The sequence below is a fragment of the Pseudomonas sp. F007 genome (genome assembly GCF_057814275.1).
Map to the genome: position 1 here is coordinate 225,907 of NZ_JBVATA010000008.1, position 23,628 is coordinate 249,534.

At 63.6% G+C, this 23,628-nt stretch carries 21 protein-coding genes; 11 read left to right on the plus strand and 10 right to left on the minus strand.

Translation table 11 applies throughout. The features are described from left to right. Positions 1 to 194: 194 nt before the first annotated feature. A complete protein-coding gene (locus ACZYR5_RS21220) occupies positions 195 to 1,421 on the minus strand; it encodes an MFS transporter (protein WP_489091397.1) in 1,227 nt (408 codons plus the stop codon). A gap of 239 nt (positions 1,422 to 1,660) precedes the next feature. Between ACZYR5_RS21220 and ACZYR5_RS21225 the strand changes: the two genes are divergently transcribed. Further along, positions 1,661 to 2,377: a class I SAM-dependent methyltransferase gene (locus tag ACZYR5_RS21225; protein ID WP_489091398.1), complete on the plus strand. Its 717-nt coding sequence runs from the start codon at positions 1,661 to 1,663 to the stop codon at positions 2,375 to 2,377. A 137-nt stretch (positions 2,378 to 2,514) separates the two neighbouring features. Here the strand turns inward: ACZYR5_RS21225 and ACZYR5_RS21230 are convergent, their stop codons facing one another. Both ACZYR5_RS21230 and ACZYR5_RS21235 read right to left on the minus strand, forming a co-directional pair. Further along, a complete protein-coding gene (locus tag ACZYR5_RS21230; RefSeq protein WP_489091399.1) occupies positions 2,515 to 3,513 on the minus strand; it encodes an NADP-dependent oxidoreductase in 999 nt (332 codons plus the stop codon). 64 nt (positions 3,514 to 3,577) lie between these two features. Next, the gene (locus tag ACZYR5_RS21235) at positions 3,578 to 4,366 is read right to left on the minus strand and encodes an SDR family NAD(P)-dependent oxidoreductase (RefSeq protein WP_489091400.1); all 789 of its coding nucleotides are present in this window, start codon (positions 4,364 to 4,366) and stop codon (positions 3,578 to 3,580) included. Between the two features lie 158 nt (positions 4,367 to 4,524). Here ACZYR5_RS21235 and ACZYR5_RS21240 point away from each other — a divergent pair, with 158 nt between their 5' ends. Further along, entirely contained in the window at positions 4,525 to 5,100 is a 576-nt protein-coding gene (locus ACZYR5_RS21240; RefSeq protein WP_489091401.1) for a TetR/AcrR family transcriptional regulator, read from the plus strand. A gap of 18 nt (positions 5,101 to 5,118) precedes the next feature. Here ACZYR5_RS21240 and ACZYR5_RS21245 read toward each other — a convergent pair whose 3' ends face one another. Continuing rightward, positions 5,119 to 6,072 carry a LysR family transcriptional regulator gene (locus ACZYR5_RS21245; RefSeq protein ID WP_489091402.1) on the minus strand — a complete coding sequence of 318 codons (954 nt, stop codon included), beginning with the start codon at positions 6,070 to 6,072 and terminating at the stop codon, positions 5,119 to 5,121. Between the two features lie 128 nt (positions 6,073 to 6,200). Between ACZYR5_RS21245 and ACZYR5_RS21250 the strand changes: the two genes are divergently transcribed. The 4 genes from ACZYR5_RS21250 (at position 6,201) to ACZYR5_RS21265 (ending at position 11,509) form a co-directional block, all read left to right on the plus strand. Beyond that, positions 6,201 to 7,379, plus strand: coding sequence for a M20 aminoacylase family protein (locus ACZYR5_RS21250; RefSeq protein ID WP_489091403.1), 1,179 nt, complete (start codon positions 6,201 to 6,203; stop codon positions 7,377 to 7,379). A gap of 53 nt (positions 7,380 to 7,432) precedes the next feature. Beyond that, complete coding sequence (locus ACZYR5_RS21255; RefSeq protein ID WP_489091404.1) at positions 7,433 to 8,731, plus strand: MFS transporter; 1,299 nt, start codon at positions 7,433 to 7,435, stop codon at positions 8,729 to 8,731. An 84-nt stretch (positions 8,732 to 8,815) separates the two neighbouring features. Then, on the plus strand, positions 8,816 to 10,138 hold the full coding sequence (locus tag ACZYR5_RS21260) for an OprD family outer membrane porin (protein WP_489091405.1): 1,323 nt from the start codon (positions 8,816 to 8,818) through the stop codon (positions 10,136 to 10,138). A gap of 42 nt (positions 10,139 to 10,180) precedes the next feature. Continuing rightward, positions 10,181 to 11,509 (plus strand): amidohydrolase, encoded by a 1,329-nt coding sequence (locus ACZYR5_RS21265; protein WP_489091406.1) that lies wholly within the window; start codon positions 10,181 to 10,183, stop codon positions 11,507 to 11,509. Positions 11,510 to 11,688: 179 nt separating this feature from the next. Here ACZYR5_RS21265 and ACZYR5_RS21270 read toward each other — a convergent pair whose 3' ends face one another. Beyond that, the gene (locus tag ACZYR5_RS21270) at positions 11,689 to 13,542 is read right to left on the minus strand and encodes an ABC transporter ATP-binding protein (RefSeq protein WP_489091407.1); all 1,854 of its coding nucleotides are present in this window, start codon (positions 13,540 to 13,542) and stop codon (positions 11,689 to 11,691) included. A gap of 128 nt (positions 13,543 to 13,670) precedes the next feature. Next, positions 13,671 to 14,351: a TetR/AcrR family transcriptional regulator gene (locus ACZYR5_RS21275; RefSeq protein ID WP_489091408.1), complete on the minus strand. Its 681-nt coding sequence runs from the start codon at positions 14,349 to 14,351 to the stop codon at positions 13,671 to 13,673. A gap of 211 nt (positions 14,352 to 14,562) precedes the next feature. Here ACZYR5_RS21275 and ACZYR5_RS21280 point away from each other — a divergent pair, with 211 nt between their 5' ends. Continuing rightward, positions 14,563 to 15,402, plus strand: a complete 840-nt coding sequence (locus tag ACZYR5_RS21280) for a TauD/TfdA dioxygenase family protein (RefSeq protein ID WP_489091409.1) — start codon at positions 14,563 to 14,565, stop codon at positions 15,400 to 15,402. A 51-nt stretch (positions 15,403 to 15,453) separates the two neighbouring features. After that, complete coding sequence (locus tag ACZYR5_RS21285) at positions 15,454 to 16,224, plus strand: class II aldolase/adducin family protein (RefSeq protein WP_489091410.1); 771 nt, start codon at positions 15,454 to 15,456, stop codon at positions 16,222 to 16,224. A gap of 167 nt (positions 16,225 to 16,391) precedes the next feature. Here ACZYR5_RS21285 and ACZYR5_RS21290 read toward each other — a convergent pair whose 3' ends face one another. Genes ACZYR5_RS21290 through ACZYR5_RS21305 form a run of 4 tightly spaced genes read right to left on the minus strand, consistent with a single transcriptional unit; the run spans position 16,392 to position 18,176 of the window. Continuing rightward, positions 16,392 to 16,574: a DUF1289 domain-containing protein gene (locus ACZYR5_RS21290; RefSeq protein ID WP_489091411.1), complete on the minus strand. Its 183-nt coding sequence runs from the start codon at positions 16,572 to 16,574 to the stop codon at positions 16,392 to 16,394. Between the two features lie 2 nt (positions 16,575 to 16,576). Next, positions 16,577 to 16,933 (minus strand): hypothetical protein, encoded by a 357-nt coding sequence (locus ACZYR5_RS21295; RefSeq protein ID WP_489091412.1) that lies wholly within the window; start codon positions 16,931 to 16,933, stop codon positions 16,577 to 16,579. A gap of 27 nt (positions 16,934 to 16,960) precedes the next feature. Continuing rightward, positions 16,961 to 17,881 (minus strand): CDF family Co(II)/Ni(II) efflux transporter DmeF, encoded by a 921-nt coding sequence (gene dmeF, locus ACZYR5_RS21300; RefSeq protein WP_489091413.1) that lies wholly within the window; start codon positions 17,879 to 17,881, stop codon positions 16,961 to 16,963. A gap of 19 nt (positions 17,882 to 17,900) precedes the next feature. Next, on the minus strand, positions 17,901 to 18,176 hold the full coding sequence (locus tag ACZYR5_RS21305; RefSeq protein ID WP_489091414.1) for a metal/formaldehyde-sensitive transcriptional repressor: 276 nt from the start codon (positions 18,174 to 18,176) through the stop codon (positions 17,901 to 17,903). Between the two features lie 164 nt (positions 18,177 to 18,340). Between ACZYR5_RS21305 and ACZYR5_RS21310 the strand changes: the two genes are divergently transcribed. The 3 genes from ACZYR5_RS21310 to ACZYR5_RS21320 all read left to right on the plus strand — a co-directional run bounded on the left by ACZYR5_RS21310 (position 18,341) and on the right by ACZYR5_RS21320 (position 23,621). After that, positions 18,341 to 19,603, plus strand: coding sequence for an OmpP1/FadL family transporter (locus ACZYR5_RS21310; protein ID WP_489091415.1), 1,263 nt, complete (start codon positions 18,341 to 18,343; stop codon positions 19,601 to 19,603). Between the two features lie 73 nt (positions 19,604 to 19,676). Beyond that, a complete protein-coding gene (locus ACZYR5_RS21315; RefSeq protein ID WP_489091416.1) occupies positions 19,677 to 22,343 on the plus strand; it encodes a winged helix-turn-helix domain-containing protein in 2,667 nt (888 codons plus the stop codon). 126 nt (positions 22,344 to 22,469) lie between these two features. Further along, on the plus strand, positions 22,470 to 23,621 hold the full coding sequence (locus tag ACZYR5_RS21320) for a thiolase C-terminal domain-containing protein (RefSeq protein WP_489091417.1): 1,152 nt from the start codon (positions 22,470 to 22,472) through the stop codon (positions 23,619 to 23,621). The last annotated feature ends 7 nt before the right edge of the window (positions 23,622 to 23,628 follow it).

The window sequence follows — 23,628 nt, forward strand, 5'->3', positions numbered from 1 at the left end:
GAATCAAGCAAGCATAGCAGTGCAACGGCGGGTTTCGAGCGCAGGAGGTGCCGACTCGAGGGCGCCAGCTTTGTTGTTGAGACGTCATGTCGGCGGCGACCAGGGTGCTTGGGCAAGGCTCAGGGGACTGCGTACAGTCCCGTAAGCGGCATCGAGCGCATCGATCGCCTTTACAGCGGCGAGGCGCTCATGGTTCAGGCCGGCTGCACCGCCAGGCGGTTGCTGACGTTACGCCCCAGCACCAGCACCGTGACAAAGCCGCAGCCCACCAGGGCGGTGGCCAGGCTCAACAGCACCGAGCTGCCCATCTGGTCGACGATCTGCCCGCCGAAGAACGAGCCCAGGGCAATGATCACCTGGAACAGCGCGACAAACAGCGGCATGCCGCGCTCGACGTCCTTGGGCGCGACGACGAACATCCAGATGCTCGCGCAGGCCGGGAAGGCGCCGAAGGCGAAGCCCCAGAGGCCGATCAGCAGCGCGGCGCCGGTCATGCCGGTGGCGAAGTGCGGGAACAATGCGGTGCTGACGCCGAGCATGATCGCCACCAGCATCAGCGTGTGGCGCACGCTGCGGTTGGCGGCGAAACCGGCAAAGATATTGCCCAGCACCCCGGCCACGCCGTAGAGCAATAGCAGCGAGCCAATGGTCGGGCCGTCGAAGCCGGCGTTCTGTTTGAAAAACGGCGCGACGTAGGTGTAGGCGGCAAAGTGCGCGAGGCCGATGAGCAACACGGCGATCAAGCCCACCCGCGCTTGCGGATTGATGAACAGCGCCGGCAGGTCACTGATGCGAATCGCCTTGTCCGGCGCCAGGCGCGGCAGCAGGAACACTTGCGCCAGCAGCACCGGCACGCCCACCAATGCGGTGACCAGGAACGTCATGCGCCAGCCCATCAGGCCGCTGAGCCAGGTGCCGACCGGCACGCCGAGCACGGTGGCCAGGGTCACGCCGACCATGATGATCGAAGTCGCCTGCGCCACCCCCACGCCCCTGGGCGCCAGCCGGCTGCTCAGGGCAATGGCCGTGGCCCAGAAACCGCCGATACTGATGCCCAGCAGGACGCGACCGAACAGCAGCAGGCTGAAATCGCTGGCGTAGGCCACCACCGCGTTGGCGATGATCATGATCAGCGTCAGGCCGATCAGCAGGTAGCGCCGGTCCATGGCACCGATGCCCACCGACAGCAAGGGCGCGGCGAGGGCGGCCATGATCCCCGGCAGGGTCACCATCAGCCCGGCCTGGCCGGCGCTGATACCGAGGTCGCTGGCGACATCGTTGAGCACACCGACCGGCAGGAACTCGCTGGTCACCAGTGCGAAGGCGCCGACGGCGACCGAGAGAATCGCCAGCCACTGCTGTTTGACGCTCTGTTGATTATGTTCGGGGACCTCGTGAGAGGTCGGGCTGATGCTGGGCATGGGCTTGATTTCCAAGGGGGATGGCGCCTGGAACAGGCGAAGGAGCGGGGGGAGTTGCCGGCGATTATAGGGACCGATTCTGACATGTCGACAGGCGGCGCTCTCGATATTAATCATCAGTGGGATTGATTAGACGCGGGTTACCTCCCATTCCCGACGGGAATGCACTGGATAAAATGATTGAATTTTTTATGGCGTCGGGTCTGGCGTAACGTGGTTGGAGGACATGGAGAACTGCCTTGAACACACCCACTGTCAACGCTGCAGAAAAGTTTGATCGCTCGCGTGCCGACGAATACGGACGCCAGAGTCGTATCGCCCTGGCCGGTTACGACGCCTGCCAGGACCTGGCGGCCTGCATGTTGGCCGCCAGTCTGGGTTCTGCCGATGAGGCCAGGATATTGGTGGTCGGCGCCGGCGGCACGGCGCAGGAAATCATTGCCATGGCCCGGCTTGAGCCGGGTTGGCGCTTCACCGCCGTCGACCCCTCCGAGCCGATGCTCGACGCCGCCCGCCAGCAGTTGCAGGTCAACGACCTGCTCGACAGCGTCGACCTGCACCTGGGGCAGGTCGAGGACCTGCCGGCGGATCAGCCATACGACGCGGCGACCTTGATCGGCGTGCTGCATCATCTGCCGGGGGATGCGGCCAAACAGCAGATATTGCGCGTCATCCAACGCCGTCTCAAACCTGGCGCGCCCTTGGTGGTGGCCGGTAATCAATACGCCTATGCCAGCCAACCGCTGCTGCTGGCCGCCTGGGGACAGCGCTGGCGGCAGCATGGCGCGAGCGCGGATGAGGTCAAGGCCAAGCTCGGCAAGATCCTCCAGGGCGCCGATCCACCCCACTCGGAGGCGGCAGTGCAGACGCTTTTGCATGATGCAGGCTTCGGCGATGCCACACGGTTTTTCAGCAGTCTGTTCTGGAGTGCGTGGTTGACCTGCAAGACCCTTTGACAGCACCTGCAGGAGCGAGCCCGCTCGCGATGGCGATTCATCATGCACTGATGAGGGTGGATGTACCGGCGCTATCGCGGGCAAGCCCGCTCCCACGGTGGTTGTGGCCAATGGGTTGGTGCAGATGCCCCGCGTTTCTAACTGAGGGTCACCACCACCTTGCCTTTGGCCCGGCCCTGTTCGACATAGCTCAGCGCGTCCGCCGTCCTTTCGAAAGCGAAGGTCTTATCTATGATGGGCTTGATTGCGCCGGATTCGATCAGCGCGGTAATCGCTTGCAACTGTGCGCCATCGGCGCGCATGAACAGAAACCGGTAAATCACCCCCTGCTTGCGGGCCTTGCGGCGAATCCCGCTGCTCAACAGGCGCATCACCTGCCGTAGCCCCCAGGACAAACCCTGCTCCCGGGCGAACTCCGCAGTCGGCGGTCCGGAGATAGAGATCAGCTGCCCGCCAGGCTTGAGCACCTTGATCGATCGTTCCAGGACGTCCGCGCCCAGGCTGTTCAGGACCACGTCATAGTCGTGCAACTCGCTGGCGAAATCCTCTCGCGTGTAATCGATCACCCGGTCCGCACCAAGCGCCTTCAGCCACTCGACGTTAGCGCTGCTGGTGGTGGTCGCGACGAAGGCGCCCAGGTGTTTGGCCAGTTGGATGGCCAGCGTGCCGACGCCGCCTGCGCCGGCATGGATCAGCACCTTCTGGCCTGGCTTGAGTTGTGCGCTGGTCACCAGCACCTGCCAGGCGGTCAAGGCGCTCAAGGGGATGGACGCGGCTTGCGTCATGTCGAGGTGGGTGGGTTTCAGTGCGAGGGCGTCCTGGTGCACGGCAATCCGCTCGGCGAAGCTGCCGATACGGCTCTCGGGAGGGCGTGCGTAGACCTCATCACCAGCCTTGAAGCGCGTCACCGCCGCGCCAACCCGCAGGACGATTCCAGCCAGGTCATTGCCCAACACCAGGGGAAACGTGTAGGGCAGGATCGGTTTGAAGGCGCCGCTGCGGATCTTCGAGTCCAACGGATTGACGCTGGCGGCGTGCACCTGGATCAGCACGTCATGGGCGCCAACTGCAGGCTCGGGCACCTCGCCAATCGCGCCGTGCTGCTTGCCGTACCGATCGATAAAAAATGCTTTCATGCTCGGGTTGCTCTGGTCGGTTGCACCGGGAACAGGGCCGATTACCGGCCCCATTGCGTTTCATTCACTTGGCCGACTGGTAACGTTGCGCAACGCTGGACTGCTTGATCTGCGACATCAGCCCCAGACGTGCCGCTTGCAAGGCGTCCCAGCGTTCACCTTCCTGCAGCGGCGGGATGGTCACCGGCTCACGGCGGTCGAAGCCAATCAGCGCGGCATCCACCAGATCACCTACTTCCATGATCTCCGGCAGGCTGTTGATGTCGATCCCGGCGCGATCCCAGATTTCCGTACGAGTGGCGGCCGGCAGTACCGCCTGCACATAGACGCCCTTGGGGCCCAGCTCCAGGCTCAGGCCCTGGGACAGGAACAGCGCAAACGCCTTGGTCGCGCCATAGACCGACATGCCGAGTTCCGGCGCCAGGCCCACCACCGAACCGATGTTGACGATGGCCCCGTCGCCGGCCTTGGCCAGGCGTGGCGCGATCGCGCTGGCGAGGCGCACCAGGGCGGTGGTGTTGAGCGCCACCAGGTGGGCCACGCTGTCGGTGCTCTGCTCGATGAAGCTGCCGGACTGCGCCGCGCCGGCGTTGTTGATCAGGATGCCGATGCTGGCGTCATCGCGCAGGCGCGCTTCGACGATGGCCAGGTCGCCGAGTTGGGTCAGGTCGGCCTGCAGCACATCAACGGCAACCCCATGCTCGCCGCTCAACCGGGCGGCGAGGGTGTGCAGGCGTGCCAGGTCGCGGGCGACCAGCACCAGGTCATGCCCACGTTGGGCGAAACGCTCGGCGTAGGCAGCGCCGATGCCGCTGGAGGCGCCAGTGATCAGAACGGTAGGGCGAGTGGTCATGGTCGTGTCTCTTGGTCAGGGATGTCGGGAAATGATGTGACTGCGGTGTTCTGGGTTTTATGATGATGATCATAATCTAAACTGTCAACATCATTTGATTACGATCGACATCTATGTATCATCGACCAACGATTCAACGCTTACGCAAGGTGATGCACATGAGAGTGACCAAGGCCCAGGCCGAGGCAAACCGGCAGCACATCGTCGAAACCGCCTCAGCGTTGTTTCGCCAACGCGGCTTCGACGGGGTCGGCGTGGCCGACTTGATGGCGGCGGCCGGGTTCACCCACGGCGGTTTCTACAAACATTTCGGCTCCAAGGCTGACCTGATGGCCGAAGCCTCCGCCAACAGCCTGTGCCAATCGCTGGCCAGTGCGCAGAAGCTGGATGTGCAGGGCTTCATCGACGTCTACGTATCGCGGGATCACCGCGACCGCCGGGACAGCGGCTGCACCATGGCCGCCTTGTCAGGCGACGCGGCGCGCCAGTCCGACGAGGTCAAGGCGAGTTTTGCCGACGGCATCGAAGGCTTGCTGCAGACCCTGGGTGAAAAATTTCCCAGCGCAGCGGATGCGCCGCCCGGGGAGGGGCGCGAGCAGATGATTGCGCTGCTGGCGCAGGCGGTTGGGGCAATCCTGTTGTCCCGGGCCTGTCCGGACGATTCGCCGCTTGCCGACGAAATCCTCGAGGTCTGTCACCGGCAGATGACGGCGGCGCTGGCTGCGCAGGTGTAGCGGCTCGAGCGGTCTGAGTCAGATCAGCATCTGCAAGGTATCGAACAGTCGGCGGTCTTCGGCCTTCGACGAGCGCGAACGGCGTCGGACCACCTGCAGGATGCAGTCGATAAAGCACTGCGCGGCGCTGCCAGGCTGGCTGTTGCGCGGGGTGACGATGCCAATGGTGTCGGTGGCGAAGGACTCGGCCAGGTTCAGCCGGGTCACGCGTTCGGCGAAGACCGGCACGGTCAGCATCGGCTCCGGGCAATAACTGAGCATGTCGGTCTGCTCGGTCAGCGACAGCATCAACTGCAATGACTGGGCACGCTGCACATGCTCCACGGCGATCAGCGCGCCGTGTTGGCCGAACAGTTCGTGCATGAAGCTGTCATGGTTGGCGTCCGGATAGTTGACCACCCAATCCTGATCCAGCAACTCATGGATTGAGCGGCAGTACTGTTTCGGATGGCCATGGCGAGCAATCACCGTCATTTCGTAGGCAAATAACGGGTCGCAGGCAAACTCCGGTCGCGGCATCAGCGCCGACACCAGGCCCACCGCAAGCTCCATGGTGCCGTCCCGCAGTCGCGGCAAGGCAACCGCCATCAAACCCTCGAAAATCTCCAGCCGTACCTGCGGCATGCGCTGGCGGAACAGTTGCACCACCTCGGGCAGCAAAGTCATGCCCATCCACGGCGAAATGCCCAGGCGCAGATGCCCTTCGGCCTGGCCGCGCAGGTGCGTCAGCTCCAGCTGTGCCTGCTCCAGTTGACCGAGCATTTGCCGGGCGTGCAGCAACAATGAGCGCCCATACTGGGTGAGCAGTACGCCACTGGCATTGCGGGTCAGCAGCGGCAGTTGCAGATGGCTTTCCAGTTCGCGCAGCGACTTTGCCACGGCGGTCTGCGAGACCCCGATTTTGCGGGCTGCGGCGCGGATGCTGCCGCAATCGGCGATGGCCACCAATGCCTGCAACTGATGCAGTTTCATGTCGGATTCCTTGTGCTCAGGTGTAAACCTATGGTTTTCAGTCCAACCATTTTGCGACTGCCGGCGGCTGGGCCGGCTGCCTATTATCGAGGCCGCAGCATGCCCGTTAATAACAACAAGGAAAACCCATGACCCAGCCGTGCGTCTTACCCGGTATCGCAGCGCTCGAAGCAGAGATGATTGCCTTGCGCCGACACTTGCATGCCCACCCGGAACTGAGCTTTGAAGAGTTCGCCACCAGCGATCTGGTGGCCGCCCGGCTTGAAGAGTGGGGCTACGAAGTGCACCGTGGCCTGGGCGGGACCGGCGTGGTCGGGCGCCTGCGCCTGGGTTCTGGCAACAAGGTCATCGGCCTGCGCGCCGACATGGATGCACTGCCTATCGTCGAGCAGACCGGCTTGCCCTACGCCAGTCGCAATCAAGGCGTGATGCACGCCTGCGGCCACGACGGCCACACTGCCATTCTGCTGGCGGCCGCCAAGCATCTTGCGCAAAGTCGTGAATTCGACGGCACCCTGGTGCTGATTTTCCAGCCGGCGGAAGAGGGCGATGGTGGTGCCCGGCGGATGCTCGAGGACGGTCTGTTCGAGCTGTTCCCTTGTGACGCGATCTTTGCCCTGCACAACATGCCGGGCCTGCCGACCGGCAAGTTCGGTTTTCTGCCCGGCCCGTTCATGGCCTCCACCGACACCCTGACCATCAGCGTCAAGGGTGTGGGCGGCCATGGCGCGATGCCCCACAAGGCCACCGACGCGATCCTCGCCGGCTCGGCGATTGTCCAGGCGCTGCAGAGTGTCGTCTCGCGTAACGTCAACCCGCTGGATTGCGCGGTGGTGTCGGTCGGCTCCTTTCACGCCGGCATCGCCCCCAACGTGATCCCTGACCACGCCGAGCTGCAGTTGAGCGTCAGGGCGCTCAAGCTCGAAGTCCGCGAGCTGTTGATCGAGCGCATCAGCGCCGTGGCCCAGGCCCAGGCCGCCAGTTTCGGCGCCACGGCGACGGTCGAGGTCGATCAGGCGCAGCGCTTTCCGGCGTTGATCAACGATCCGCAACGCACCGCCTTTGCCCGCCAGGTGGCGCTGGATTGGCTGGGCAGCGAGGGCTTGATCAGCGAGATGACGCCGCTGACCGGCAGCGAAGACTTCGCGGTGATGCTGGAGCAGTGTCCGGGTTGTTACCTGGTGATCGGCAACGGCGACGGCGAGGGTGGTTGCATGGTGCATAACCCCGGTTATGACTTCAACGATGAGTGCCTGGCCCTGGGGGCGAGCTATTGGGTGCGCCTGGTTGAAACCTTCCTGGCCTGATCGCCCACTGTCTGTCGGCCTGCGCCGTCGCTGCGTCGGGCAAAGGAGTTGTCATGTCCGCTACTGTTATCGCCCAGGGGAGCGTGGCTCGCGCCGCTCGTCCAGCCCTGAGTTCCCGTGCAATCGCCGCCATTACCTTCGGCTCGGCCCTGGAATTCTTCGAGTTTTCGGTGTTCAGTTTTTTTGCCACGGTGATCGGTCGGCAGTATTTCCCCGCACAAAGCGAAGTCGGCCAATTGTTGCTGGCGCTGGCGACCTTTGGCCTGGGCTTTGTCATGCGTCCGCTGGGCGGCCTGATCATCGGTGCCTACGCCGACCGCGCCGGACGCAAGCCAGCGATGTTGTTGACCCTGTGCCTGATGGCGCTGGGTTCGACGGCTTTGGCGCTGACCCCGACCTACGCTCAGATCGGCCTCGCGGCGCCGCTGCTGATCGTCGCCGCGAGGCTGGTGCAGGGCTTTGCCATCGGCGGTGAAGTCGGCGCCTCGACCGCGATGCTCATGGAGTACGCCGAGGATCACAACCGTGGCTTCTACGGCAGTTGGCAGTTCTTCAGCCAGGGCCTGAGTTTTCTCATGGGCTCGCTGGTCAGCCTGGCCTTGAGTGCCAGCCTCAGCGACGCAAACCTGGAAAGCTGGGGCTGGCGCATTCCGTTCCTGGTGGGAGTGCTGGTGTTGCCGGTCGGCGTGTACATCCGCCGGCACCTGCAGGAAACCGCCGCTGAACGCAGCGCGGATCAGGCGCCGCCGCTGCGACAGATCTTCTCGGCCCATCGCCGGGTGCTGGGCGCCGGCGTGCTGCTGACCATCGGCGGCACCGCCAGCAGCTACATCGTCCTCGACTACATGACCAACTACGCCGTCGCGGTGTTGCACCTGCCGCTGCAGGTCGGCATCGGCGCGTCCTGCCTCGGCGCCCTGGTGCAGATCATTCTGTCGCTGTGGGCCGGCAAGCTGAGTGACCGGATCGGTCGGCGTCGCACCATTGTCCTCGGCAGCGTACCGATGCTGATCCTGATTTACCCGGCCTTCCTGTTGATGACCCATTTCCCGACCCTGATCACCCTGATGCTGGTGTCGATCTTCAACACCTTCCTGCTGGTGATGATCACCGTGCCGTCGGTGGTGATGCTGACCGAGATGTTCCCTAGGGCGATTCGTGCCACCGGCCTGTCGCTGGTCTATTGCCTCGGCGTGTCGATCTTTGGTGGCTTCGCCCAGTTCTTCGCCACCGGCCTGATCAGCCTGACGGGGGACAACCACGCACCCGCGCTGTACGTGATGATCTGCATCTGCGCGACCCTGGTCGGCGTGGCGATGTCCAGGGAAACCGCAGGCAAGCGCCTCGACTGAGCCTCCGAAAGCGGCCGTGGCGCTGGTCACGGCCGAATAATAAAAACAGGCGCTCAAGCGCTCTTCAATCTGATGGATTTGTGCATGTCCCCTACTTCCAAGTTGTGGCCGTTGGCTGTTGCCTGCACGGCGGTTTTTTGCGGAACCTGCGTGGCCGAAGAGCAGGGCTTTCTGGCAGACAGTCACCTGACCCTGGTCAACCGTTTCAACGTCCTGAATACCCGGATCGCCGGCGACGGTCATGATCAACGCCGCAACAACCGACGGGATCCGCGCGATGTGTCCCTCGGCGAACGCTTGAGTTTTACCTCGGGTTTTACCCAGGGTCCGGTGGGTCTTGGCGTCGATGCGTTTGGCTACGCCGGGTTCAAGCTGGATGGCGGCGCCGGTCATGCCGGTTACGGCAATCTGCAGGTCAATGATCAGGGCGAACCGCAGCGCGCCTACGGCCGAGCCGGCGGCCTGCTGAAGCTGCGCTACGAGCAAACCCAATTGCGTTACGGGCAGATGGAAGTGCTGAATCCGGTGTTCGCCACCGCCGACGCGCGCATCCTGCCGAGCACGGCGACCGGCTTTCTCCTCAGCAGTAAGGACGTTCAAAACTTGCTGCTCGAAGGCGGGCATTTCACTGCAGGCACCGAGCCGGCCTCGACCAGCAGCCGGGGCGGGCTGTGGGCCAACTACGCCAATGTGCAGACCGCTGCTGTCGACTTCGCCGGTGGTCGTTATGCGCTGGGCGAGCAGGGTTCGGTCAGTCTCTATGGCTCCGAGTTCGAGGACCTGTGGCGCCAGCAATACATTGGCAGCAGTTACTCATGGAAGCCCAGCGCCGGCAGCCGCTTCGATCTTGAGGGCAACCTTTACCATACACAGGACCAGGGCCAGGCCAATGCCGGTGCCATCGACTCTACCGCCTGGTCGGGACTGATGGCCTACTCGCTGCTCAACCACAAGCTCACCCTGGCGTTCGAACACGTCATCGGCGACACCCCGTTCGACTACATCGGCTTCGGAAATAACGGCTCCGGCGCCTTCGGTAATTCGATCTTCCTCAGCAACGCGGTGATGGCGTCGGACTTCAACGGCCCCAACGAAAAGTCCTGGCAAGTGCGCTACGACCTCGACCTGGCGCCCTATGGCGTGCCCGGCTGGAGCGTGATGGGGCGCTATGTCTATGGCTACGACATCACCGACTCGCCGAACCCGCACTACGGCGCCTGGGCCAATGCCGACGGCGCCTCGCACAAGGAACTGGACCTGGAAGCCCGCTACGTGGTGCAGAGCGGTCCGGCCAAGGACATGCGCGTGCGTCTGCGCCGAGGCATGCACAACGCAATCGGCGGTCAGCCGGACGGCGACATCACCATGAACATCGTGGTGGTCGAATGGCCGCTGCGGATTTTCTAAGCCTCTCCAACAACAAAAACCAACCTGTAAGGATACCCACCGATGAAATCTCCAGCGCCACTTGGCCTTGCCGTACTCGCGGCTATTTCTTCGACGCTGTGCAACGCCGCCGATGCCCCCTGGGTGAATCCGGCCGTCGCCGCGGCCAGTGCCCAAGTGATCGACCTGCGCCACAGCATTCATCAGCATCCCGAACTGGGTAATACCGAGGTCAAGACCTCTGCGCTGGTCGCTCAGCAACTGAAGTCCTGGGGCATTGAAGTGCGCACTGGCGTTGGCAAGACCGGTGTGGTCGGGGTGCTGCGCGGCGGCAAGCCGGGCGCAGTGGTCGCCTTGCGGGCCGACATGGACGCGTTGCCGGTCAAGGAAATGACCGGCCTGCCATTCGCCAGCAAAGACGAGGGCGTTCGCCTGGGCAAAGCCGTGCCGGTGATGCACGCCTGCGGCCATGATGCCCACACGGCCATGTTGCTCGGCGCTGCCCGCGTGCTGGCGGAGAACCGGGAGAATGTTCCCGGCACCGTGGTGTTCCTGTTCCAGCCAGCGGAAGAGGGCGCCGCCGATGTCGACGACTTCGACACCCATGCAGTGATCGGCGCCAAGGCGATGATTCGCGACGGCGCGCTGGATTCACCGAAAGTCGAAGCGGTGTTCGGCGTGCACGTGATGTCCGGCTATCCGAGTGGGCACCTGTACTTCAAACCGGGCACGGCGTTGAACAGTGCCGACGATTTCCGCATCACGGTCAACGGCAAGCAGACCCATGGTTCGGCACCCTGGACCGGGGTCGACCCGATTGTTGCCAGCGAGAAAATCGTCGACGGCCTGCAGACCCTGGTCAGCCGCCGTATCGATTTGACCAAGGGCATGGGGGTGATCAGCGTCGGCTCGATCAACGGCGGCACCGCCACCAACATCATCCCCGAAACCGTGACCCTGTCCGGAACCATCCGCACCAACAGCGCCGACATCCGCGACACCATCCTGACGAAACTGCCAACCCTGGTCAGCGGCATCGCCACTGCCTATGAGGTCAAGGCCGACCTGGAAGTGATGCACTACGCACCGGTCACCACCAACAACCCCGGATTGACCGAGGCGATGGTCCCGGCGCTGCAGTTGGCAGCACCGGGCAAAGTCGAGCGGCTGCCGGCATCGCTGTCGCCGAGCGAAGATTTTTCGCTGTACGCGGAAAAAGTCCCGGGACTGTTCGTGTTCCTCGGCGCGACGTCCGAGGGCCAGGACATGAACCAGGCGGCGCCCAACCATAGCCCGTATTTCACCGTGGACGATGAGACCCTGGCGACTGGGGTCAAGGCCCATGTGCAGTTTGTGCTGAACTATGCCGGGCGGGTTGCGGGCAAGTCCTGAGGGGTTTGCCTCCGCTGTGGGGCCTGCCAGCGATGAGGCCATCAGGCACACCGCATCAACTTCATCGCCAGCAGGCTGGCTCCTACAGGTTCCGTGGCCGATCACAAGATCTGCATCCACCACAAATGAACCTGTAGGAGCTGGCTTGCCAGCGAAGGCGGAGGATCTGATCTACCGCCTTACTCCACTTCCTCCACCACCCCCTGATCCTCCCCCAGGAACCCGCCACTCTGGTGCTGCCACAACCGCGCATAGGTGCCGTTTTTCGCCAGTAACTCGGCATGGGTGCCTTGCTCGATGATCTGCCCGTTATCCATGACGATCAGCCGATCCATCGCGGCGATGGTCGACAGGCGGTGGGCGATGGCGATCACGGTCTTGCCCTGCATCATCTCGTCGAGGCTTTCCTGGATCGCCACTTCGACTTCCGAGTCGAGGGCGCTGGTGGCTTCGTCGAGCAGCAGGATCGGCGCGTTTTTCAGCATCACCCTGGTGATCGCGATGCGTTGGCGCTGGCCGCCGGACAGCTTGATTCCACGTTCGCCCACCAGGGTGTCGTAGCCGCTGTGGCCCTGGCGGTCGCTGAGCTGGCTGATGAACCCGTCAGCCTGGGCGTTGGCGGCGGCGCGCTGGATCTGCTCGTCGGTGGCATCCGGACGACCGTAGGCGATGTTGTCGCGGATCGATCGGTGCAGCAGCGAGGTGTCCTGGGTGACCATGCCGATTGCACTGCGCAGGCTGTCCTGGGTCACTTTGGCAACGTTCTGCCCGTCGATGCGAATCTCCCCGGCGTCGACATCGTAGAAGCGCAGCAGGAGGTTGATCAGGGTCGACTTGCCGGCACCGGAGCGGCCCACCAGGCCGATTTTCTCCCCGGGACGGATGTCCAGGCTGAGGCCATCGAGCACCTGGCGCTCGCCGTTATAGTTGAAGCTGACATTATCGAAGCTGACCGCGCCGCCCATCGGCACCAGTGTCCCGGCGTTCGGCGCGTCCTGCACCTTGGGCCCCAGGGTCAGGGTCGCCATGCCGTCCTGCACGGTGCCGAAACTTTCGAACAGCGAAGTCATCTGCCACATGATCCAGTGCGACATGCCGTTGATGCGCAGGGCCATGGCGGTGATCGCTGCCACCGCGCCGGTGCCGACATCGCCCTGGTGCCACAGCCACAGGGCATAGCCGCCGGCGCCCATGATCAAGCCAACCACCAGCGCCTGGTTGACGATCTCGAACTGGCTGACCAGGCGCATCTGGCGAAAGCCGGTGACCTTGAAATCTTCCATCGCCGCACGGGCAAAATGCGCCTCGCGCTTGGAGTGGGAGAACAGTTTGACCGTGGTGATGTTGGTGTAGGCATCGGAGACCCGGCCGGTCATCGACGAGCGTGCGTGCGCCTGTTCCTGGCCGACCTTGCCCAGGCGCGGCACGAAGTACAGCATCGCCAGGCCGAACAGCACGAGCCAGAGTACAAAGGGCAGCATCAGTTTCGGGGCGAAGCCGCCGGCCAGGGCGATGATCGCGATGAAGTAGACGCCGATGCCGGGAAGGATTTCGATCAGGGTGAACAACACCTCGCGCACCGCCAGTGCGGTCTGCATGACCTTGGTGGTGACCCGCCCGGAGAACTCGTCGGAAAAGAACGACAGGCTCTGGCGCAGCATCAGCCGGTGGAAATCCCAGCGCAGGCGCAACGGCAGGTTGATCGCCAGCACCTGGTGCTGAACCATGGTGCGCAACGCCACCAGGCCGATGCTGGTGACAAGCACGATGCCGATGCCCCACAGCACCCGACTTTCCTCACCCGGCGCCGCGCCGCCGGCCTGCCAACTGGCGAGCAGGTCGACCACCTGGCCAAGAAAGGCGAACAGCCAGGCTTCGTAAATGGAGACCGCGGCACTCAGCAGCGCCAGCGCCAGGATGTAGCCGCGAGCGCCACGGGTGCAGGCCCAAAGAAAGCGCACCATGCCCATCGGCGGTGGCGGCGCCTCGTCAGGTGGGAAGGGGTCGAGCCGGCGTTCGAATGCTCCGAGCATGGTGGTCTCCGTTACAAGTGAATGCTGGAGAGTCTGCCATCTAACGGATGTTTTGCGGGATTTGTCAGCGAAGTGCCTGACAACGCAGGGGAAATGAATTACACCGATTACGCCGGAAAAAGCCTGGGTCAGTCGGATGGCGGTGGGCGCAGACAGCCAACGGCCATGGCCACCAGACTGTCAAGCAAGGCTGGCTCTTCCAGTTGCGCCGGGAGGTCCTCCAGTACCGATCGGATGACGCTGCGCAACCCCTGACCGAGCAGATACGCTGCCAGGGCAGGGTGTTGTGTGCTGATCTCATCCTGGTACAGGTGCAGCAGCGGCAGCCAGGTGGCTTCGATGAATTCGCCTGCCGTACGGTACGGGCCGCGCCACATTCCCAGGTGAAGGGCAGAGTGATATCGCAAATGGAAAGCCTTGTTGAGTTTGAACAGGCGAGTCTCGACACGAATGATGTTGGCCAATATTTCTCGAAGCGCCGGTTGCAACGGCACGCCAACGAGCCTCTCGCGCACTTTCAGCAACTGGGCGGATTCTTCGTCGAGAACCCGCTCGTACAGCAATGCAACAATTGCATCCTTGTTAGGGAAGTATTGGTAGATCGAGCCGATCGCGACTCCTGATATTTCAGCGATCCGGGCGACAGTCAGCGATGCTTCGCCAGTCTCATCGAGAATCCGCAGACAGGCCTGCTCCACAGCGACCACCAATGCCCGCGAGCGTGACTGGCTCGGGCGTTTGCGTAACGCGGGAAGCTGTTCCTGTGATGACTGTTGGCCCATGGCGATGTCCTTGTCCTGGTTGTTCATGGAAATCCGAGTGGTACCTCCAGCTTTGACCGGCCAAACCTTAAAATATCTTATAAAACAAATGGTTGCGTGGTCTTTCTGAAGGGGCGGAATGCGAATATCTCAGCCGTTTCGACCTGAGTATTATCTTTTTCGTCGATCAGACAACGTCCAAATGCGTAGTGATGCGCCCCTTGAGATTGGATGTTCCAACGCCACCAGGAGATAGCCCATGTCGTCATTGTTCACCGTCCGGCCCCTTGGCCCCAACCTGGGGGCCGAAGTGCTGGACCTGGATCCTGCTTCAGTCGTTTTGCCGCAAACCCTGGCAGCGCTAGAGGCTGCGCTGGTCAAACATGAAGCCTTGGTGCTGCCTGTCCCGGAACTGAGGCCCGAGCAACATCTGGCGATTGCGCGCTATTTCGGCGAGCCCGAAGTGCACACCTTCTATCCCAACCTTGGGGAAGGCTTCGAACAGATCACCGTGATCGACTCGAAGCTGGGTGATCGAGCCGATATGTGGCACCACGACGAAAGCTTTCTGCCCCGGCCGCCGATCATCACCATGACCCATGCGCAGATTCTTCCGCCCTGTGGTGGCGACACCTGCTGGATCAGTATGACCAGCGCTTATGACGGGCTGTCCGAGCGGATGCGACACTACCTCGAGGGGCTTCACGCCTGGCACGACATGAACGGACCGATGACGGCGGCGCTGCGCCAGAATGTGGTCAGCCACGAGCGCTACGTCGAGGTCATCAACATGAACCGGCGGCATCTGCATCCGCTGGTGCTTCAGCACCCGGTGTCCGGTCGCAAGGCGTTGTACCTGAGTCCGACCTACACCACTCATATCGACGGCCTGGCCATCGGCGAGAGTGATGCGATCCTGGCCTACCTGCATGCACATTGCCAACAGGTCCAATTCGGCTTCCGTCATCGCTGGCGCGTCGGTGACATGGTGCTCTGGGACAACCGCAGTGTGTTGCACAACGCAATCCTCGACTATCAGCCGCATCAACGACGGATGCAGCGCACTTCGGTGTTCGCTCGTGGGCCGTTGCACGCATAACCCTTTGATTGCCCAGCGACGCCTGCAGCGCTCGCTCAAGAGGATATCGCCATGTTGAATGATGAACTGAACTACACCCTGCTGGCACGTTACATTCCCCGTCCAGGTCGGCACTCGTTGCTGCCGCCATTGACACCGCATCAAAGTGTGGCGTTGCTGTGCCGGGTATTGTCTCGCGAAGGCTACAATGACCATATCGCCGGCCACATCACCGTTCGCCAGGATGACGGCACTTACCTGGCCAACCCATGGGAGCTTACCTGGAGCGAAGTGACCGCTTCGGATATCGTGCGCCTCGATCAGCAGGGCAAGGTAATCGAGGGGGAGTGGAACATTACCCCGGCGATCAACCTGCACATGGACCTACATGCTGCTCGGCACGACGTCGGGGTGGTGATCCACAATCATCCGCGCTGGGGCTCGGTGTGGTCGGCGAGTGGTCGCATTCCACCGGTTTACGACCAGACTTCCGCACTGGTCGACACCGACCCGGTACTTTACAACGAATATCAGGGCACGGTTGAAGACAGCGACCGAGGCCGTGCGGTGGTCGAAGCGCTCGGCACGCAAAAATGGGCGCTGCTCGCCAACCACGGCGTGCTGGTGGTGGCCAACGGTATTCGCCAGGCGCACCTGCGAGCCATCACGCTGGAATGGCGCAGTCGTCTGGCCTGGCATGTCGAGGCGCTCGGCGGCGGTACAGCGTTGCCCGCCAGTGTGGTGAGCGCGACGGGTGGGCGCACCGATGCGAACGGCTTCCCGTTTCTCTGGGAGGCGATGGCACGCGAGGAAATCCGTCGCGATCCCCGCGTGCTCGAGTAAAGCCGTGATCGGCGATGCGAGAGGGACCGGCAGCGGATCATTCTCGCAGCGAACACCACTGTGCCGCGGCTGCCATTTGCAGCAGTCGCGGGCGATTCATGTGGGTGGGCCGGTGCGGGAGTGTCCGCGTTGTCATCTCCTACTGGTCTGTGAACTGCGCCCGGTGATCAGCGACGCACTTTGTTCAGGGCTTTCAAACGCTGGGTTGCCCGTGCCACCGCCGCCATTTTTTCCGGGCGCTTCATGCGCTTCCACTGGCGGATGTCGGCCTTGCTGCGCCCGCAACTGATGCACAGGTCGCCGCTGATCTGGCACACGGCGATGCAGGGGTTTTCGATTTCCCTGGCCACGTTCAACGACTCCTGGCCAGGCGCTTGCGCCAATCGCCGGCGTGGCTGCGTTGGCACTCTTCTTCGGAGTCCAGGCACAGGTTGCGCGCGGTTGGCGCCAGGTCGATGTCGGCCTCGCGCAGGGCGATCGCGGTGAGTTCGACGATGCGTGCCTTGGCGCTGGCCTCGGCCCGCTGACGGTCGGCCAGGGTCTCGAACACCCAGGTGATCCGCAGGGTGTCAGTCAGGGCGTTGAGGTCGACGGTGTGGGTGAGCCAGGCAAAGCCGTGGATTTCACCCTTGGCCGTTTCGCAGGCGTCGGTGAGGGTGGCGATCAACCGGCGCTCGATCCGTGCCAGTTCGCGTTTGCCTGGAGGCATGCAGGGTTCCTTGCAAAAAATGGTCAATCAGGCCGGGCGAAACTCGACCGTCAGGTGGCTGATTTCATGCACCGGCTTGAGCCGCTCGCGGATGCGTTCGGCGTCTACTGTGGTCGCGCCCTGGACGCTGACAATCGCGGCATGGGCTTGCGGCCCGACCCGCCAGACGTGCAAGTCAGTGATGGTGGCATCGCCTGCCTGCTCGACCCGCTCGCGCACTTCCTCGGCGATCTGTGTATCGGTCTGATCCAGCAATACCGCCGCGGTGACGCCCATCAGGGTCCATGCCCAGCGTCCGATCACGACAGCGCCGACAATTCCCATCACCGGGTCCAGCCAGACCCAGCCCAGATAGCGCCCGGCGAGGAGGGCGGCGATCGCCAGCACTGAAGTCAGCGCGTCGGCGAGGACATGGACGTAGGCCGATTTCAGGTTGTTGTCGTGGCCGTGATGGGCGTGGTCATGGTCGTGGTGATGATCGTCATGCTCATGCTCATGGCTGTGACCATGCCCGAGCAGCAGGGCGCTGACGATATTGACCACCAGACCGACGATCGCGATCAACGTCGCCGTGCCGAAATCGACGGGTGTCGGTTGCAGCAGGCGCATCACCGACTCGATGCCGATGCCCAGGGACACCATGCCGAGAATCAGCGCCGAGGCGAAGCCACCGAGATCGCCGACCTTGCCGGTGCCGAAGCTGTAGCGCGGGCTGTGGGCATGACGCCTGGCGTAAGCGTAGGCGGCCGCCGCGATGCCCAGGGCGCCGGCGTGGGTCGCCATGTGAAAGCCGTCGGCGAGCAGCGCCATCGAACCGGTGAGGTAGCCGGCGCTGATTTCGCCGACCATCATCACCAGGGTCAGGGCGACCACCCACAGTGTGCGCCTGGCATTTTCGTCGTGGGCCGAGCCGAGGAACACGTGCTCGTGTACCGGATTGCTATTCATGGGGGGGGCACCTGGCGACTTACTTGGAATAACGGCGAATGGCTTCCAACAGCTCTTCGACGCCCTGATTGCGCTCGGCTTCACTGAGTGTTGGGTTGGCGACGTGCTCGCGGGCGTGGTCCTCGATGACCTGTTCCATCAAACCGTTGATCGCGCCGCGGGTGGCGGCGATCAGATGCAGGGTCCTGGCGCAGTCGTGATCGGACTCCAGCGCCCGTTCAACGGCCTGGATTTGACCGGCGATGCGCTTGACGCGTTTGAGCAAGTCGTCTTTGTTGGCAGCGATATGACCCATGGCGGACTTTCCTGTGCATTGAGGTCGCCATGATAGGTATACCCCCTATGCCTATGCAAGTGCCACGATTGCTTACAAATGCCCTGACTTCCCCCCCTGTGGTTGGGGGTGTGTGAAGGGGGGCGGCACTTTCTAATTGGCGCCCATTCACCAGAGGGCGCGTCATGCCGTCGAAAAAACCTGCAACCTGGCGCATGACGCTTGCGGCGCTGACGCTGTTGATCAACCCGGCGGCCTTTGCCGGGGGACTCATGTTGCATGAGATCGCCACGGACAATCTCGGCCTGGCCAATGCCGGTGCTGCGGCGCGGGCGCAAGGGCCCGCGACGATCGCCAGCAACCCCGCGGGCCTGGGTTATCTGCAGGGCACCCACGTCAGCGCGGGCGCGCAGTTGCTGTTCGGCACGCTGCAATTCGAAGATGACGCGGGCAGCGACAGTGGAAATGTGCTTCGACCGATTCCTGCCGGAAGTTTTTTCATCAGTCACGCCCTGGATCAACACTGGGTGGTGGGCTTTGGTGCCTATGCCGATTTCGGTCTCGGGCAACAGTATCCCGATCACTGGGCTGGGCGGTATTTCCTGCAGAACGCCAGCCTGGCCGGGTTGTCACTGGTGCCGAGTGTGGGCTATCGCCTCAACGATCAGTGGTCGCTCGGCATGGGCCACAAGGCCATGCAGGCGATGCTCGGTTCCGAAGCAGCTATCGATCAGTCGCCGTTTGGCCTGGGCCAGCGAGAGGACGGTCACTACCAGTACCACGACAGTGATTGGGGGTATGGCGTCAACCTTGGAGTGATCTATGCGCCGCAGCCCGGCACCCGGATCGGCCTGGCCTACACCAGTCCGGTGGATCTGCAGTTCCAGCATCGCGTGCAGGTGCAGGGCGGCAGTGCGTTGGCCAGCCGTCTCGACGGCACCAGCCTTGGCCTCGATCTGCGTGTACCGCAGACCGCGACCCTGAGCCTGTATCAGCAACTGGGAGGGCAATGGGCGTTGCTGGCGTCGCTGAATTGGCAGGACTGGTCGACGTTCGGCGAGATCGGCGTCGATATCGACGGCAGGGCTGGCAATGAACGCGCGGCGACCCTCGATGCGCAGTATCAGGACACCTGGCAACTGGCCCTGGGTGCGCAATACCAGTTGAGGCCTGATCTGCGCTGGGACCTCGGCATGGCCTATGACAGCTCGGCGGTGGCGGATGCCGATCGCACCCTGAGCCTGCCGACGGGTGCTGCCTGGCGCCTGGCGACGGGCCTGACCTATGGGCTGAATGAGCAGACCGAGGTCAATCTAGGCTGGGCGCTGGTGTGGATGGGCGACCTGGCCGTGGATCAGCGCAAGTCACTGTCGGGGCCGCGCATCAGTGGGGAGTTTGATGACACCTGGATGCAAGCCTTGTCCGCCAACCTGACCTGGCAGTACTGATGTCCCCGATAAAGCGCTACGCTCTGCTCAACGCCGCTCGCCGTCACTGACCGTTCACCAAAGACCAGGAACCATGGATCCCGTAGAGCCGCAACTGATCCTCAAGACCACACCGCCGCGGGTCAAAGCCTCGGTGCCGAACCGTGCCCGACTGGCGCTCGACACCCCGCGCCTGGCCGACAAAATGGTCATCGCCGTGCAGGCACCTGCCGGTTTCGGCAAGACCTTCCTGCTCACCCAGTGGCGCCGCGAATGCCTGTCCCAAGGGGCGGTGGTGGCCTGGCTGAGCCTCGATGGCCAGGATGACGGCAGCCGCTTCGTCCAGGGCCTGGGCCTGGCCATGGCGACTGGCAGCGGACGCCAGTCCTTTGTCCGGGTTTTCGAGCGGGTCCGTGAACCGCGACGTGATCAGTTCGAAGGCCTGACCCAATGGCTGGCGCAAGTCGCCGAGCTGGCCAGCGAAACCGTGCTGATCCTCGATGAGGCCGACAGCTTGCCGGCCCCGACGATTCGCCATTTGTTGACCTACCTGCTGTACAACGCCCCGGCCAATTTGCGGATCATTATGGCCTCACGGGTGCGCCTGAACCTGCAGGTCAGCGATCTCTCGGCGCGGGGTCGCTACGCCACGGTGGGCACCGCCGATCTGCGCCTGGGCATCGATGAGTCACTGAGCATTCTGAGCGGGCACTTTGGCGCGAAGATCGATGCCGATCAGGCTGTGCGCCTGCATGAGGTGACGGAAGGCTGGCCCCTGGGCTTGCAGTTGGCCATTTCCACACTGGAAAAGGCCCCGAGCGCGGCCGCCGCCATTGCTGCGCTGGCCACCTCCACGGGGGACATCCAGCACTATTTCGTCGAGAACCTGGTGGCGCAACTGAGCGCGGAGCAGGTTGATTTTCTGACCGGGATCGCCTTGCTGGAACGGGTCCAGCCCTCGTTGTGCGCCGCCCTCACCGAGCACCCACGGGCAGAAGCGCTGCTGGCGGAGCTGTGCCAATCGACGCCGATTTTTGTCGAGAGCATCGACAGCGACTGGGTGCGCATTCATCCGCTGGCCCGGGAGTTTCTGCTGGGACGCTTTGCGACCCTGGCCGACGTTCAGCGTCAGGGTTATCACCGGCGAGCGGCGCTGTGGTTGCAACAGCACGAATTTCTCGAACAGGCGGCCCGTCAGTTTCTGCTGGCCGGGCTGCCGGGGCCGGCCTATGAAGTGATCGAAGAATGTGTCTACGACGTCGCCTTGCGCGGGCGCTTCAGCCGAGTGCTGGAGTGGATCGAAGAACTCGGCACCGAGGCCGTGCTGGACCGCCCGCGCATTTGCCTGGGGGCCGCCTGGGCCTTGGCCATGGGCGAACGCCAGGCGCAAGCGGCACAGATGATCCAGGCCATCGAGCGGCGGCATGCCAGCGATCAGGCCACTCTGTGCGAAGCGGCGGCGATAAGCAGTGCCGCTGCCTACTTTGCCGACCGTATCGATGATTCGCTGGCGCTGGTGTCACCCTGGGCAGAACGCATGCCGGGGTTTCCGGTCAAGGTCCAGGCCATGTTGGCGAACCAGTATGCCCGGCTGGCCTTGTCCCAGGGCCAGCCGGAAAAGGCCCGGCGGATTTTCCAGCGGGCGCCGCATTACTCGTGGACCACCGGGATGGACGCGATTCGCGGGATTGGCGCGTGGTTGATGGGCTTCTCCTACCTGTGGGAAGGGCGCATGCGCTGCGCCGAGGACACCTTGCGCGACAGCCTGCTGGTGGCCGAGCAGGACATCGGTCGGCGCAGTCCGATTGCGGTGATGATGGCTTGCACCCAGGCGATGGTCTTGCTCGAGCGCGGGGAAATTCTTCAGGCCAGTACCGTGCTGGCGAACCGCATGGACATGGTCGAGCGCCACGCCTCGCCGGACACCATCGTCCAGGGCTACCTCGCCGCCGCGCGCCTGGCGGCGATTCAGGGCCAGCGGGCGCGCTGCCAGGATCTGCTGGAAGCCTTGTTTGCCCTGGGCGAGGAGCGCGACATGCCGCGCCTGTGCATGGCCTCGTTGGCCGAGCAGATTCGCCTGCACGCCTTGCAGGGCCGCAACGACACCTGCAAGGCCCTGTGGCGACGCCTTGAGGCGGTGACGCCGCTGTGTGCCCGCGAGCAGAGCGGGTTGCTCGGGCCGGAGCTGGCGCTGATCGCCGGCGTCGCCGAAGCCTATGTGTTGCTGCTCAGGCGCGATTGGCCGGCAATGCTGGCGGTGCTCGAGCGATCCAGCGTGATCGCGCAACAGCTGCGCCGGGGACGTGACCTGGTGCAGATCAAGCTACTCACGGCCCTGGCGCTCAGGGCCGGGGCTGAGGATGGCGAGGCCTGTTTGCTGGAAGCGGTCAGCCTCGCCCAGGAGCATGGCATGCAGCGGATCGTGCAGGACACCCATCCGGAGCTGCCCAAATGGCTGCAGTCGCTGCAGCGGGAAGCCCAGGAAGGAGAACCACTGGCTCCAGGGACGGCAGCGGCGATCCGGGTCGAACCGCCGGCTTCCAGCGTGTCGCCGAGTCGCCTGCTGACCCCCAAGGAGCGCGAAGTGTTGCAGTTGCTGGCACGCAACCTGTCGAACAAACAGATCGCCATGGCCCTGGCCGTCGGCGAAGAAACCGTGAAGTGGCACCTGAAAAACCTGTTCGGCAAATTCCAGGCCGGCACCCGTCAGCATGTGGTGGCGCGGGCCTACATGCTGGGTATCCTCGAAAGCGCCAGCTGACAGTCCCGCGCTACACACATCCCCCTGGTCCGATTGCCCCCCGATACCCCCTGCCAATGGGGGTTCAAGCCCCTCGATGAAACCCTAGTCTGACCCCAACAAGTGCGCCGTTGGGGAGTGATGACGATGTCTGGAAAGGTGCTGGTCGCCGGTGCGGGAATGGCGCCGTTTCAGCCGCTGGGTAGCAGCGCCGGGCACGCGACGATGGCCGGGCAGGCCATTCGTGCGGCGCTGACGGATGCGCGAATCGACTACGAACTGGTGGACCAGGTCTTTACCTCCTGCGTCCACGGTGGTGCCGGGATTGCCGTCCAGGCGCTGTCGCAGATGGGCTATTCAGGACTGCCGGTGTTCAGCCTCGGCGATGCCTGCGTAGCGGCCAGCAGTGCGTTCGAGCTGGCCCTCAACAGCCTGCGCTGCGGCCAGGCCGAATGCGTGTTGGTGGTCGGTGTGGAGTGCATGCCAGCGCCCATGGGCGATCGGCAGTTCTTCGGCTTTGGCGATGGGTTACCGGTGTTTGGCCAGGCTGACGAATTCAGCGCTTGGCTCGCGCAACGGCTGCAACCGATGCAGCTGTTCACCGCGCAGCACAGTTGGCTGCTGAGCCAGATGGGGGTGAGCCCGTCCGACGTTGATCAGGTGCTTGCCAGGGCCGGCAGCCAGGCCGCGCTCAACCCCTGTGCGCTGCTCTATCGCACGGTGCAGGACGACGGTCGTTTTGCGCCTTTCCTCTGTCCGCCAGCCTGCGGTGCCGCGGCGACAGTGCTCTGTACCCCGGCCTTCGCCCTGCGTTTTGGGGCGCCGGCCGATGTACAGGTGCTGGCCAGTGCCAGGGGCAGTGACTGCGCCTGCGAGCAGGAATCTGCTTGCGTGCTCGATGTGCTGGGCCGGGCGACGACCCGGCGCGTCGCGCAGCAGGCCTATCAGCAGGCCGGGCTCGGCGCGGAGGACATCGACGTCGCCGAACTGCACGACCAGAGCGTCGCCGACGCCATGGTCAACAGCGCCGCGCTGGGCTTTTGCCGGGAGGAGGAGATTGCCCGGTTTGTCCAGATCAACAGCCCGTTGCGCGGGCAGATGCACGCCATCAACCCCTCGGGTGGCCTGCTGGGACGCGGTCACGCCCCCGGTGCCAGCGGCCTGGCGCAATTGGTGGAGCTGGTCTGGCAACTGCGCGAGCGGGCACCAGGCCGACAAATCGACGGCGTCCGCACGGCGCTGCAACACAGCAGCGCCCTGGGCCGGGCGGTGTCGGTGAACATTTTACAACGCACCTGAAAGGAGA

What these genes read in the sequence shown, in the direction of transcription:
- ACZYR5_RS21295 (WP_489091412.1), bottom strand. Translation starts at nt 16,933, where the DNA reads ATGCCTCCAGGCAAACGCGAACTGGCACGGATCGAGCGCCGGTTGATC.
- ACZYR5_RS21310 (WP_489091415.1), top strand. Translation starts at nt 18,341, where the DNA reads ATGCCGTCGAAAAAACCTGCAACCTGGCGCATGACGCTTGCGGCGCTG.
- ACZYR5_RS21270 (WP_489091407.1), bottom strand. Translation starts at nt 13,542, where the DNA reads ATGCTCGGAGCATTCGAACGCCGGCTCGACCCCTTCCCACCTGACGAG.
- ACZYR5_RS21265 (WP_489091406.1), top strand. Translation starts at nt 10,181, where the DNA reads ATGAAATCTCCAGCGCCACTTGGCCTTGCCGTACTCGCGGCTATTTCT.
- ACZYR5_RS21245 (WP_489091402.1), bottom strand. Translation starts at nt 6,072, where the DNA reads ATGAAACTGCATCAGTTGCAGGCATTGGTGGCCATCGCCGATTGCGGC.
- ACZYR5_RS21260 (WP_489091405.1), top strand. Translation starts at nt 8,816, where the DNA reads ATGTCCCCTACTTCCAAGTTGTGGCCGTTGGCTGTTGCCTGCACGGCG.
- ACZYR5_RS21230 (WP_489091399.1), bottom strand. Translation starts at nt 3,513, where the DNA reads ATGAAAGCATTTTTTATCGATCGGTACGGCAAGCAGCACGGCGCGATT.
- ACZYR5_RS21250 (WP_489091403.1), top strand. Translation starts at nt 6,201, where the DNA reads ATGACCCAGCCGTGCGTCTTACCCGGTATCGCAGCGCTCGAAGCAGAG.
- ACZYR5_RS21255 (WP_489091404.1), top strand. Translation starts at nt 7,433, where the DNA reads ATGTCCGCTACTGTTATCGCCCAGGGGAGCGTGGCTCGCGCCGCTCGT.
- ACZYR5_RS21280 (WP_489091409.1), top strand. Translation starts at nt 14,563, where the DNA reads ATGTCGTCATTGTTCACCGTCCGGCCCCTTGGCCCCAACCTGGGGGCC.
- ACZYR5_RS21235 (WP_489091400.1), bottom strand. Translation starts at nt 4,366, where the DNA reads ATGACCACTCGCCCTACCGTTCTGATCACTGGCGCCTCCAGCGGCATC.
- ACZYR5_RS21315 (WP_489091416.1), top strand. Translation starts at nt 19,677, where the DNA reads ATGGATCCCGTAGAGCCGCAACTGATCCTCAAGACCACACCGCCGCGG.
- dmeF (WP_489091413.1), bottom strand. Translation starts at nt 17,881, where the DNA reads ATGAATAGCAATCCGGTACACGAGCACGTGTTCCTCGGCTCGGCCCAC.
- ACZYR5_RS21305 (WP_489091414.1), bottom strand. Translation starts at nt 18,176, where the DNA reads ATGGGTCATATCGCTGCCAACAAAGACGACTTGCTCAAACGCGTCAAG.
- ACZYR5_RS21240 (WP_489091401.1), top strand. Translation starts at nt 4,525, where the DNA reads ATGAGAGTGACCAAGGCCCAGGCCGAGGCAAACCGGCAGCACATCGTC.
- ACZYR5_RS21285 (WP_489091410.1), top strand. Translation starts at nt 15,454, where the DNA reads ATGTTGAATGATGAACTGAACTACACCCTGCTGGCACGTTACATTCCC.
- ACZYR5_RS21275 (WP_489091408.1), bottom strand. Translation starts at nt 14,351, where the DNA reads ATGAACAACCAGGACAAGGACATCGCCATGGGCCAACAGTCATCACAG.
- ACZYR5_RS21220 (WP_489091397.1), bottom strand. Translation starts at nt 1,421, where the DNA reads ATGCCCAGCATCAGCCCGACCTCTCACGAGGTCCCCGAACATAATCAA.
- ACZYR5_RS21320 (WP_489091417.1), top strand. Translation starts at nt 22,470, where the DNA reads ATGTCTGGAAAGGTGCTGGTCGCCGGTGCGGGAATGGCGCCGTTTCAG.